The following is an 11,940-nucleotide window of genomic DNA, read 5'->3' on the forward strand; positions in this document are numbered from 1 at the left end:
CCGGTGCGCCCGGATCAGGCCGCACCTTCCTTCTTGCCGTGCATGGCCATGATGGTCTGCTGCATGACCGCACACAAAGTCCATTTCTCGTCACGCACCGCGAACACCTCGGCACGGGTGATCAACAAGGTGCGACCCGGCTTGATCACCTCGCCCCGCGCCACCAGGCGCTGCCCGTCGGCCGGTGCCAGCAGGTTGAGCTTGTACTCCACCGTCAGCACGCTGGTGTCGTGCGGCGTCAACGTATTGGCCGCATAACCGGCGGCGGAGTCGGCAATCATGCCGACCACGCCGCCGTGGATGTAGCCATGCTGCTGAGTGATCTGCGGCCGGTGCGGCAGCACGATCTCGACGAAACCGGGCTCCACCGCACTCATCTCCGCTCCGATCAACTGCATCGCCTGCTGCAGGCCAAAGCTGGCGCGCACCCGGGCTGCGTAGTCGGGATCCTTGGGCTGAAAGATGGGGGCATCGTGGTGCATGGTTGTCTCCAGTGATTTTTCGTTGTTTTTACGTTTACGTCAACGTAAACTAATCAGCAAAAAATGCAAGACATGCCGCAGCACGCCCCGACAAGATCAGGCTGTGCTGGCGCTGTCGATGTGTCGGTCGAGCTCAGCCCGCGCCGCAGCGGCACCTTCCGGGTTATGACCGAGCAAGGCGTGGCACTGGCGGTCGAGCGAGTCGATCTCGAGCAGCACTGCCTCGATGTCGCGACGTTGCTGCTCAAGTGCCGCACGGCGCTCGGCCAGCACCTTGACGAAGCGTTCGAGCTGTTGCGCCGAATTGCGCACGCCACCGTACATGTCGAGCAGTTCGCTGATCTCGGCCAGTGACAGGCCCAGACGCTTGCCGCGCAAGGTGAGTTTCAGGCGGGTACGGTCGGCCTTGGTATAGACCCGGGCGCGCCCTGCACGGGCCGGCGTGAGCAAGCCCTGGTCCTCGTAGAAGCGGATGGCACGCGGGGTGATGTCGAACTCGCGGGCGAGTTCACTGATGGTGTAGGTCTGTTCGCTGGCCATGTTGAGCAGTGCGGGTCGCCGACTCGGGGTCGCGGCCCGGACGCGGTGTCACCTGAGCAAGATTGACAATGAGTTCGATATTGCGGAAAAGTTAAGCAGATTCCCCGGGTTTGGGCAATGCGAATCGCGCCCACCCTCACATTGAGCAGACAATGACAACAACGACCGAGACCCCCACCCCCCTCCACTACCCCTTTACCGAGCTGCCTGCAGCCGGCTGTGTCACCCCGATCACCGACGGCATCGGCTGGATCCGCATGCCGCTTCCGTTCGCGCTCGACCACATCAACCTGTGGCTGCTCGACGATGGTGACGCGCTGACCGCAATCGACACCGGTTTTGGCCTCGACCCGATCAAGGCCCACTGGTCGTCCATCCTCGATGCCGACCCGCGGCCCCTGTCGCGCGTCATCCTGACCCACTGTCACCCCGACCACCTCGGCCTTGCCAGCTGGCTGACCGCACGCAACGGAGGCAGCCTGTGGATGACGCAAGGCGAGTATTTCGGTGGCCACGCCCTGTGGCATCAGCTACCTGGCTACTCGGTCCCCGACATGATCAGGCAATTCCGCAGCCATGGTCTGGACGAAGTCCGTCTCGCCGCGCTGACCGAGCGTGGCAACGGCTACCGCCGCGGGGTGCCGGAGATGCCGTCGAGCTACCACCGCCTGTTCGATGGCGATCACATCCGGATCGGCCGCCACAGCTGGCAGGTCATCGTCGGCTTCGGCCATTCGCCCGAACACGCCAGCCTGTATTGCGAGGAGCTTGGCATACTCATTTCGGGCGACATGCTGCTGCCGCGGATCTCCACCAACATCAGCGTGTTTGCCGCCATTCCCGATGACGACCCGCTCGGCTGGTTCCTGGATTCGCTGCGCCGCATCAGTCACTTGCCTGACAACACGCTCGTGCTACCATCCCACGGCAAACCCTTCCGGGGAATCCGGTCCCGGGTCGGCCAACTCATTGAGCACCACCGCGAACGCTGCGCCGCACTATCGGCAGAATGCGATACACCGCGTAGCGCGGGGGACCTGTTGAGCACGCTGTTTACCCGCGAACTGGATACTCATCAGGTGATGTTTGCGATGGGCGAGGCAATCGCCCACATGAACCACCTCGAGAAGCTGGGAGAGCTTCGGAAGGAGGAGGGAGACGACGGAGTGATCCGTTTCATCAAGACCCGCTAAGGTCGCCGGACCTTTGCCTAACAGGAGCAAAAAAACAATGGCCGCACCGCAAGACAAAGCCCACCCCGAACTGCCCGATCCCCAGGAGGTCGCCAAGACCTACGCCGAGGTGGCCAAGCGCGCCTCGCACCTGATCACCGAACACGTGCAGCGCCAGCTGAAGAAGGGCGTCGCCACGCCGGCGGATGAACTCGGCATTGCCCAGGCCTTCATGGACATGATGGCCAAGCTCCTGTCCAACCCCTACAAGCTCGCCCAGGCGCAGATGAACCTGGTGTGGGACTACTTCTCGCTGTGGCAGCACTCCATGCTGCGCTTTGCCGGCATGAATGCCGCCCCGGTCGCCACGCCTGAGCGTTCGGACAAGCGCTTCAAGGACGAAGAGTGGCAGGAACACTTCATGTTCGACTTCGTGAAGCAGTCCTACCTGATCGCAGCACGCCATATCCACGACACCGTATGTTGCGTCGAAGGTCTGGACGAACAGACCCAGAAGAAGGTCAACTTCTACACCCGCCAGTACATCGACGCACTGTCGCCGTCCAACTTCGCGATGACCAACCCCGAAGTCTTCCGCGAAACCGTCAAGAGCCACGGCCAGAACCTGATCAAGGGTCTGAACAACCTGTTGCGCGACGTCGAGGAAGGCGGTGGCAACCTGCGCGTCAAGATGACCGACACCACCGCCTTCGAACTGGGCAAGAACGTCGCCACCTCGCCGGGCAAGGTCGTGTTCCAGACCGACATGATGCAGCTGATCCAGTACACGCCCAGCACCGACAAGGTGCTCAAGCGTCCGCTGCTGATCGTGCCGCCGTGGATCAACAAGTTCTACATCCTCGACCTGCGCGAGAAAAACTCCTACATCAAGTGGTGTGTGGATCAGGGACACACCGTGTTCGTGATCTCCTGGGTCAACCCGGACGAGAAGCAGGCCGAGAAGACCTTCGAATCCTACGTACTGGAAGGCATCGTCGCCGCACTCGACGCCATCGAGCAGCAGACCGGCGAGAAGGAAATCAACGCCTGCGGTTACTGCCTGGGCGGCACCTTGCTGGCCACCACGCTGGCCTACCTGGCCGGCAAGAAGCAGAAGCGCATCGCCTCGGCGACCTTCTTCACCACCATGACCGACTTCTCCGAGCCGGGCGAACTTGGCGTATTCATCGATGAAGGCCAGGTTTCCAGCCTCGAGAAGAAGATGTTCGAGCGCGGCTACCTGGAAGGCTCGGAAATGGCCGGCACCTTCAACATGCTGCGCGCCAACGACCTGATCTGGTCCTTCGTGGTGAACAACTACCTGCTGGGCAAGGATCCGTTCCCGTTCGACCTGCTGTACTGGAACTCCGACTCCACCCGCATGCCGGCCAAGATGCACAGCTTCTACCTGCGCGCGATGTACATGGAAAACCGCCTGGTGCAGCCGGGTAACGTGGTCATCGACGGCGTGCCGATCGACCTCGGCAAGATCAAGGTCCCCTGCTATTTCATCTCGGCGATCGAAGACCACATCGCACCGTGGAAGAGCACCTACATGGGTGCGCGCAACTTCGGCGGCCCGGTGCGCTTCGTGCTGGGGGGCTCGGGCCACATCGCCGGCATCGTCAATCCGCCGGTCGCCAACAAGTACGGCTACTGGGTCAACCCGGCCGCCAAGCTTGCACCAACGGCCGACGCCTGGTTCGAGGGCGCCCAGCAGCAGACCGGCTCGTGGTGGACCGACTGGCAGTCGTGGGTCTCGGCCCATGACGCCGACCAGGCCGACGCACGTGACCCGGCCAAGGGCAAGCTGAAGGTGCTGGAAGACGCACCGGGCTCCTTCGTCAAGATCCGCATCGACGCCAAGAAAGCCGCCTGAGGCTTGAACCCTTGGTCGAGAGGGGGAAGGGTTCGCCCTTCCCCCTCTGTCTTTCTCCGGACCCGCCATGCACCAGACTTTCAGACTCGTCGTCGACACCAATACGGTGATGGCCTTGTGGCATTTCGAAGATCCTGCACTGGCCGTACTGCGTCAGGCGATCGAGCGTGGACAATTTGCGCTGTTCTGCCGTGAGGATGCGCTTGAGGAATACCGCCGGGTACTGGCCTACCGCCAGTTCGACATCGATCCGGATCGCCAGCAAGGACTGCTCGCCGACTACCGCGCCCGGGTCACCCTCGTCGACGCCGCAAGCGATGAAGCCGCCGCCTTACCGCTGTGCCGCGACCGCGACGATCAGAAGTTTCTGGAAATCGCACGCGATGCCAACGCCACCCACCTGCTGACGCGCGACAAGCTGCTGCTGAAAGTCGGCCGCCATCGTCTGCTGCGCGACCGCTACCTGGTTCAGACGCCGGAACGCTTCGTCAGCGAACAGCGATGCCCCACAGACTGAAAATTGGCTGAATCCAGGCCTGCTCAGGCCTGCACCCCAGCCTCTCCGGCCAAGGCATGCCGTAACTGCACCAGATAGCGCAGCCCACTGACCGCACGGCTGCCATACCACGACACCATCTCGCCATCGATCAACATCGCCGGCCGCTGACACAGATCCTCGACTTCGGCGAGATGCCGTTCGGCAAAGCTGTAGGGCTCGGTCGACAACAACACCCGATCAGCCTGCCGCCACGCAGCATCCGCCCAATCGACAACGGGATAACGCGGCTCGTGCGACTCGGGCAGGCTGTTCCACCCCACCGCACCCAGCATGGCCGCGATGTAGGTCGCCCGTGACACCGTCATCCAGGGCTCGCGCCAGATCAGGTAGAGCACTTTTTCCGCAGGCAGCGCCTGACGCGCGCGCTCGGCCTCGGCCAGCGCCTCCTCCAGTGCCAGACACAGTGCCTGGGCGTGCTCCACGCGGCTGAAGATGGCACCAAACAGACGATAGACGCCCAGATTATCGGCCGGCACACACGGGTGGGTCACAATCACATTGGGCACGAAGGCCGCCAGCGCATCCACCGTCTCACGCCGGTTCTCATCGATGTTCACAATCAGATGCGTCGGCTCGAGGGCACGTACGACATCCAGTTTCACATCCTTGGTACCACCCACCTTGGGAATGGGCTTGAGCAACTCACGCGGGTGGATGCAGAACCCGGTACGACCGACCAGCGCTTCGGTCAATCCGAGATCGCAGATCAACTCGGTGAGCGAAGGCACCAGCGAGACGATACGGGGCGCCGGCCCGGCAGGCTGGTGTATCTGACCGAGCGCATCGCGCCAAAGATCCGGCATGTCGGCCGGCAGGGTGGGTGCAAGTTCCGGATTCATGACCCGCATTATCCTGGAAACCGCAGCAGGATGCGCCCGGGAGCGTGTCGGGTTCTGGCCGTCACCAACCAGGCGACGCCCGTTGCCTGGTCCGTCACGAGCTCCGCCCTGTTCACGACGCCAGATCGCCTCCCAGACCAAGGCGAGCCTTCGGCAAACGGCCGGCCAGGGTGCGGGCGCATTCACGTGCGGTCTCGCGCAAACAGATTTCCAGCCGCCCCACCAAGGCAGGCGCCGCCACGCCGGCACCGCGCATCATGCACAGTTCGAACCTTGGAGCGGGACTCAAGCCCACCATAATGACCCGAAGCGGATCGAGCTGCGCGGCCGTATAGGCATCCACAAAGGCATAGCCCAGCCCCTGCTCCACCAGCCGTCCTGCCAGCGCATAAGTCTGCACCCGGTAGGCACGCTGCGCCTGCCAGTCGGCCTGCGACAACTGGGCCGCCAGACGCTCTCCCAGCGCGGTCGCTTCGGCCAGCGCGATATAAGGCCTGCCAACCAGCCAGGCGCGATCCGCGAGCCGCATCACGCCATCGCCCCAGGCGCGTGGCGCAATCAGCACCATCTCGCCCTCGACCATCGGCGTGATGGAGAGTGCGACATGACCAGCTGGCTCGATCGAGAAACCGACATCAACTTCATAAGCCAGCAGATGCGCCTCGATCTCGCCCGTATGACTGGCCCACAGATCGCACTCCACATCGGGATGGACATCACGCAAAGCCTGCAGCGCCTGTGGCAACAACGAGCTTGCCAGCGACGGCGTGGCCGCGACCCTGAGCAAGCCGGAACTACCGCGGCGCAGATTGCTTGCCAGCGCATCGATACGCTCGACCTCGCTCCAGGTGCGCTGTACCTGCACATACAAGGCCCGCGCTTCGGGCGTCGGCACCAGCCGTCCCCGCCGGCGCTCGAAAAGCGGCAGACCCAGCTGCAGCTCGGCATGCTGCAGCACCCGCGAAACGACCGGCTGCGACACATTGAGCAGTCGAGCTGCCTGGCTCGCCGAGCCTGTCTGCATCACCGCACGGAATACCTCGATCTGACGCAGGCGCATCGGCCGACCTCATGTCTTTAAAGCATAGGATAGCGCATCATCCTTATACATAGGGACAGAGGCAAGTTCTATAGTCCGGACACGATCTGTCATTGGCAGAACACGCAACCGGACAAGGAAGTCGTCATGAACATCGTCGTCATCGGCGCCGGCATCGTCGGCCTCACCACCGCCTGGACCCTGCAAGCCGAAGGTCATCAGGTCACCCTCATCGATCGCGCAAATGCAGTAGGCCAGGGCACCAGCCTGGCCAATGGTGGTCAGCTGAGCTACCGCTACATCGCACCGCTGGCCGACCCCGACGTACTCGGCAAGATTCCTGGCTGGATGCTGCGCAGCGATGCCCCGGTGCGCTTCCGGCCGCGCTTCGACCCCGACCAGTGGCGCTGGATCCTGAGCTTCCTGAAAGCCTGCAATACCTCCGACAAGCTGCGCTCGGTAGCCGCCCTGCTGCCACTGGCCCTCTACAGCCAGAGCCTGATCCATGCGCTCGCGCAAGACAGCACCCTGGATTTCGACTATCGTCGCAACGGCAAGCTGATCATCCACCGCGACCGGGCCACCTTTGAATCGGCGCGCCGCCTGCTCGCCGGCCAGCCGGAACTCGCCGAGGAACAACAGGCCCTCGACGCCCAAGCCTGCATTGATCTTGAGCCCTCACTTGCCGGACTACGTGGCGAAATCGTCGGTGGCATCCACACCCGCAGCGAGGAAGCCGGCGACTGTCACAAGCTCTGCCAGGCGCTGGCCGCGGGCCTGAGCCGTGGCAAGCAACCCGCAACCCTGCTGCTGGGCGAAACGGTCGAAGGCTTCGAGGTGCACCAGGGTCGCCTGAGCGCAGTCATCACCGACAAGCGCAGACTCGCGCCCGACGCCTGCGTGATGGCAGGTGGCGTCGAATCGGTCGGACTACTCAAGCCGCTTGGCATTTCAGTGCCCATCTACCCGCTCAAGGGTTACAGCCTGAACATCCCCATTCATGCTGCGAACGCTGTCCCGGACGCCAGCGTCACCGACTTCCAGCGCAAGATCGTCTACGCCCGCCTGGGCCAGCATCTTCGGGTCGCTGGCATGGCCGACATCGTCGGTTTCGATACCGGCCTGAATGCACGCCGCCTTGCCGACCTGCAGCGCGAAACCGCAGCCAACTTCGGCAAAGGCCTTTACCTCGACCGCGCCGAACCCTGGGCCGGACTTCGTCCAGCCACCCCAAGCGGCCGCCCGATTGTCGACGCCACCCGAATCCCTGGGCTCTGGCTCAACGTCGGCCACGGTGCACTCGGCTTCACCCTGGCTGCAGGCTGCGCGCAGCTGCTCGCCGACCGGATGATGGGGCGTCAGCCCGCCATTCCGGACGAAGGCTTCCTGCTCGCCAATGCCCAGCCCGAAGGCTGGCTCGCGTCACGGCAACGTCACGCCGGATAGAACCACAGCCCTCACTCATGGTCCGAAACACATCGCGCCACCGTTTCGGGATTGCCCGAACTGGTCATGACAGCCGATCTGTGCAAAGCTCGCATCGTGGCTGTTTACCCGGTGAGCAATCAGGCAAGGTCGGTGGGGATCAGCACATGAACGCACGCGCCCTCAAGGGCTCGAATGGAGATGGGTTTGGCTGGCCTTGCAGATCCCCCTCCGGACGTCCCCTTTGAAAGGCGAATACGGTGCCAGCCGATACCTCACGACTCGCGTTGCTGGGAGATGATGGAAGGTTTTACCGCCTCATCAACCTGCCAGCCGGGATGCCAGACGGTGTGACTTCCATTCAGTGACGACCATCGAGGAGAAAGCATGAAGACATTTAGCGCCCTGACAGCAGCCCTGGTCATTGCCGGCACTTTCGGCGCCGCTCCAGCCCAGGCCCAGCAGAAGTTCGTCACCATCGGTACGGGTGGCGTCACCGGCGTGTATTACGCCGCAGGCGGGGCGATCTGCCGGCTGATGAACAAGGACCGCGCCCAGCACGGTATCCGCTGTTCGGTCGAGAGCACCGGCGGTTCGGTATACAACATCAACACCATCAAGGCGGGCGAACTCGACTTTGGTGTCGCCCAGTCCGACGTCCAGTTCAACGCGGTGAAGGGGCTGGCCCAGTTCAAGGACGGTGGCGCGGTGTCCGACCTGCGTGCGGTGTTCGCCCTACATCCTGAACCGCTGACCGTGCTGGCACGCAAGGAAGCCGGCATCACCAAGTTTGAAGACTTCAAGGGCAAGCGCTTCAACGTCGGCAACCCGGGCTCGGGTCAGCGTGCGACGATGGAAGTGCTACTGCCCGCGCTGGGCATGAAGACCGCCGATTTCTCGCTGTCGTCCGAACTCAAGCCTGACGAGCACGGCGCCGCGCTGTGCGACAACAAGATCGACGGCTTTGCCTACGTGGTCGGCCACCCGGCTGCCAACATCCAGGACCCGACCACCACCTGCGGTGCCAAACTGGTGTCGGTCACCGGCCCCGCAGTAGACAAGCTGATTGCCGAATACCCCTACTACGCCACCGCCACCATCCCTGCCGGCATGTACGCAGCCAATCCGGACGCGACCAAGACCTTCGGCGTCGTGGCCAGCTTCGTGACCTCGGCCAAGGTATCGGACGACGTGGTCTACACCATGGTGAAGGCGGTGTTCGACAACTTCGAGGACTTCAAGAAGCTGCACCCGGCCTTTGCCAACCTCGAGCCCAAGGACATGATCAAGGGCGGCCTGTCGGCTCCGCTGCACAACGGTGCAGTGAAGTACTACAAGGAAAAGGGCTGGATGTAAGCAATACCCAAAGTCTGCAGACGCCGTGAAGGGGGCTGCCGGGCGAAAATAAACCCGGCGGCCCTTGCTTCATCAAATCAGCGAAGGTCCGGATACGATCCGTTCAGCGTCCTTCTCGGTGATGCGTACCGAGGCATTGACGAGCACATGTGCCACCAGCCACTCGTGCAGGCGTTCCGCCCCACCCTCGGCCAGGGTCAGGAATCGGCACCCCGCCTTGGCAACATCCTCACCAGCAATCTGATTGACCACCTCGGCCCGACCATGGACTTCATCTGGCAAGTCTTCGCGCTGCAACACGAAATCGAATGCCACGCCTGTGGCCAGTATTGACGAAGCCGGGAGCGAGAAACCCTCCAGCGAAAGGTCGTTCAAGGCCAGGCGGCGGTCGTCCACCAAGGCCCAGAAGCACGACTCACCGCGACGACGGGCAACGAAACGCTGTCGCGCACGGCGCTCGGCGGCGCCCGGTTCAAGATCGACCTCTTCGTTCTGTGCTGCTTTCATCAACGCACCTCCAGACAAGATGCGTAATGGTAGCGTATGACGCCTACAAAGGCAGGCCTCGGGGCTTGCGTCCGGCATGTGCGAACAAGCGATCGAACAGCCAGCGCGGCAGGATGCCCAGCACCCGCGCCACCCAGGCCATCTGCCAGGGCACCACCGCATAGCGCTCACCACGCTCGACGACGCGGGCAATGCGCCGTGCAGCCTCGGCCGCCGGCAATATGAAGGGCATGGGGTAGGGATTGACCGCTGTCATCGGGGTATGGATATAACCGGGCGCCACCGTCACCACCTTGACCCCACTACCGTGCAGCTCGACCCGCAGGCTCTCCAGATAAGCCAGGGTCCCGGCCTTGGATGCACTGTAGGCGCCCGCACCCGGCAGGCCACGAATGCCGGCAACCGACGCGATCCCCACCAGACGGCCCTGGCCGCGTCCGCGCATCAGCTCGACAAAGGGCTGAAAGGTGGCAACCATACCCAGCAGGTTGGTCCGCAATACGCGCTCGAAGGCATCGATGTCTTCAGCATGCTCGGTCAGCGTACCCACCGATACGCCCGCGTTGGCAATCACGACATCGGGCAAGCCGACCGTGGCACAAAAATGCGCTGCAGCTTCGGCGAGGCGCGCAGGTTCGGCCACATCGACCACATAAACCTGATGCTGCCCCTGCAGCGAGGCCGCCAGATCACGCATCGGAGCTTCACGACGCGCCACCAGGCCCAAAGTGGCACCAGCGGCCGCGTAATGACGGGCCAGCGCTTCGCCCAGGCCGCTCGACGCTCCGGTAATGAATACCCGACTCAAGCCGCGCTCGTATCGGGCATGGGGTGCCTGGACTGCATCAACCGCGTGCCGGTTCGCTGCGAATGCGTGCAAGCAGTTGATCGACCTGCTTGAGGGTGCCTTCGTGGCTGCCAGTCATCGACGCCGAGGTCAGGAAACGACCGCCGACCGCCATCGTCGGCACCCCCTGGATCTTGTAGGCACGCGCGGCCTGGTCGGCTCGCTGCACCAGCGATTGCACGCCGAAGGACTTGTAGGCATCCATGAACGCCTTGGCATCCACACCGCGCTTGGTCACCCAGTTGCGCACACCATCCTCGGTATGCAGTGGTTCCTTGTCGCCCTGCACCGCGCCGAACACCGCACCATGCAGACCGTGCACCTGGTTGGTGACCTCGATCGTGTAATAGAGCCGGGCCAGGGCCTGCAGCTGCGAATTGCCCCAGATTGCCGGCATGCGCTGGAAGGCGACATCAGCCGGCAAGCGCTTGATCCACTGTTCGAGCAGGGGGTCGAAATCGCGACAATGCGGGCAACCGTAGTGGAAGAACTCAATGACGGCGATCTTGTCCGGCGCCGTCGGAATGGCGGGATCAAGCACCTGGAAGCCGGCCCCTGCCCCCTGTGCAAGTACATGGCCTGCCGGACCTGCGAGCAGGGCAAGTGCTCCGAGTTGCTGAAGGGCGTGGCGTCGATTCATGCTGATTACTCCGGGTTCGTGTTCGATGACGAGGCTTAGAACGGTGCGGCCGGCGCTTCGTTCCGCGCCGGCAGAAAATCACTGGCCGGCACGTGTCACCGTGGGGGTGAAACCATTTTCAGCCAAACGGCTACGTACCGGATTCATTGCTTCCGGACTGTCGAACGGACCCACCCGGACCCGATGCACGGTACGACCATCGGCCAACTGACCACGCTGCGAACTGGCTTCGACCCCTGCAAGCGCGAGACGCGCCTTCAGGTTGTCGGCTTCGGCAGCATTCTCGAATGCGCCCAGCTGCAGGAACAGGCGCTCAGCCGGCTTGGCAGCGGCAGCGGGCTGCTGCGCTGGCGGGCTGGCAACGGCGGGTACGTTGTCGCCCTGCGGCAGGATCTTGTAGAAATCGAAATCCTGTTTGGCCACCGGACGGTCACCCGGCTTGCCCGGCAAGGCGGTGGGCGGCTGGTTGGCCGCTGGCACCCGCGGCGCGGCCGGCGCAGACTGGAAAGGGTTCGCACGGGTAAAGTACCAGGCCGCCCCCGCCGCGATCGTGGCCCCCATCATCAGGCCGATGAAGATCCCGATCAGTGTGCCCCCCCCGCTGCGGGACGGCGGACGGGACGATTTGCGCGGAGCTTTGCGGTCACGACTCACG

The 11,940-nt window shown here is 63.4% G+C and carries 13 protein-coding genes; 5 read left to right on the forward strand and 8 right to left on the reverse strand.

The features are described from left to right. Positions 1-14 precede the first annotated feature (14 nt). Positions 15-482 carry a PaaI family thioesterase gene (locus DNK49_RS17700; RefSeq protein WP_110527565.1) on the reverse strand — a complete coding sequence of 156 codons (468 nt, stop codon included), beginning with the start codon at positions 480-482 and terminating at the stop codon, positions 15-17. A 96-nt stretch (positions 483-578) separates the two neighbouring features. After that, the gene (locus DNK49_RS17705) at positions 579-1,022 is read right to left on the reverse strand and encodes a MerR family transcriptional regulator (RefSeq protein ID WP_110527568.1); all 444 of its coding nucleotides are present in this window, start codon (positions 1,020-1,022) and stop codon (positions 579-581) included. Between the two features lie 152 nt (positions 1,023-1,174). On the opposite strand from DNK49_RS17705, the gene DNK49_RS17710 reads away from it, so the two are divergent. The 3 genes from DNK49_RS17710 (at position 1,175) to DNK49_RS17720 (ending at position 4,590) form a co-directional block, all read left to right on the forward strand. Beyond that, entirely contained in the window at positions 1,175-2,215 is a 1,041-nt protein-coding gene (locus DNK49_RS17710) for an MBL fold metallo-hydrolase (RefSeq protein ID WP_110527571.1), read from the forward strand. Between the two features lie 37 nt (positions 2,216-2,252). Then, entirely contained in the window at positions 2,253-4,073 is a 1,821-nt protein-coding gene (locus DNK49_RS17715; RefSeq protein WP_110527574.1) for a PHA/PHB synthase family protein, read from the forward strand. 67 nt (positions 4,074-4,140) lie between these two features. Then, positions 4,141-4,590 carry a putative toxin-antitoxin system toxin component, PIN family gene (locus DNK49_RS17720; protein WP_110527577.1) on the forward strand — a complete coding sequence of 150 codons (450 nt, stop codon included), beginning with the start codon at positions 4,141-4,143 and terminating at the stop codon, positions 4,588-4,590. A gap of 23 nt (positions 4,591-4,613) precedes the next feature. Here DNK49_RS17720 and DNK49_RS17725 read toward each other — a convergent pair whose 3' ends face one another. Both DNK49_RS17725 and DNK49_RS17730 read right to left on the reverse strand, forming a co-directional pair. Then, complete coding sequence (locus DNK49_RS17725; protein ID WP_424445282.1) at positions 4,614-5,471, reverse strand: helical backbone metal receptor; 858 nt, start codon at positions 5,469-5,471, stop codon at positions 4,614-4,616. Positions 5,472-5,583: 112 nt separating this feature from the next. Then, on the reverse strand, positions 5,584-6,531 hold the full coding sequence (locus DNK49_RS17730) for a LysR family transcriptional regulator (RefSeq protein WP_110527580.1): 948 nt from the start codon (positions 6,529-6,531) through the stop codon (positions 5,584-5,586). A gap of 126 nt (positions 6,532-6,657) precedes the next feature. Here DNK49_RS17730 and DNK49_RS17735 point away from each other — a divergent pair, with 126 nt between their 5' ends. Together DNK49_RS17735 and DNK49_RS17740 are read left to right on the forward strand one after the other, a co-directional pair. Next, positions 6,658-7,956 (forward strand): D-amino acid dehydrogenase, encoded by a 1,299-nt coding sequence (locus tag DNK49_RS17735; RefSeq protein WP_110527583.1) that lies wholly within the window; start codon positions 6,658-6,660, stop codon positions 7,954-7,956. 366 nt (positions 7,957-8,322) lie between these two features. Further along, positions 8,323-9,291, forward strand: a complete 969-nt coding sequence (locus DNK49_RS17740) for a TAXI family TRAP transporter solute-binding subunit (protein ID WP_110527586.1) — start codon at positions 8,323-8,325, stop codon at positions 9,289-9,291. Between the two features lie 72 nt (positions 9,292-9,363). Here DNK49_RS17740 and DNK49_RS17745 read toward each other — a convergent pair whose 3' ends face one another. The 4 genes from DNK49_RS17745 to DNK49_RS17760 all read right to left on the reverse strand — a co-directional run bounded on the left by DNK49_RS17745 (position 9,364) and on the right by DNK49_RS17760 (position 11,939). Continuing rightward, positions 9,364-9,798, reverse strand: a complete 435-nt coding sequence (locus DNK49_RS17745; protein ID WP_110527589.1) for a PilZ domain-containing protein — start codon at positions 9,796-9,798, stop codon at positions 9,364-9,366. A gap of 43 nt (positions 9,799-9,841) precedes the next feature. Beyond that, a complete protein-coding gene (locus tag DNK49_RS17750; RefSeq protein ID WP_207807027.1) occupies positions 9,842-10,606 on the reverse strand; it encodes an SDR family oxidoreductase in 765 nt (254 codons plus the stop codon). A gap of 37 nt (positions 10,607-10,643) precedes the next feature. After that, on the reverse strand, positions 10,644-11,285 hold the full coding sequence (locus DNK49_RS17755; RefSeq protein ID WP_110527592.1) for a thiol:disulfide interchange protein DsbA/DsbL: 642 nt from the start codon (positions 11,283-11,285) through the stop codon (positions 10,644-10,646). Between the two features lie 78 nt (positions 11,286-11,363). Then, positions 11,364-11,939, reverse strand: coding sequence for an SPOR domain-containing protein (locus tag DNK49_RS17760; protein WP_110527595.1), 576 nt, complete (start codon positions 11,937-11,939; stop codon positions 11,364-11,366). Position 11,940 lies beyond the last annotated feature (1 nt).

It is taken from the genome of Parazoarcus communis SWub3 = DSM 12120 (genome assembly GCF_003226565.1).
In the GTDB taxonomy this organism is placed as follows: domain Bacteria; phylum Pseudomonadota; class Gammaproteobacteria; order Burkholderiales; family Rhodocyclaceae; genus Parazoarcus; species Parazoarcus communis.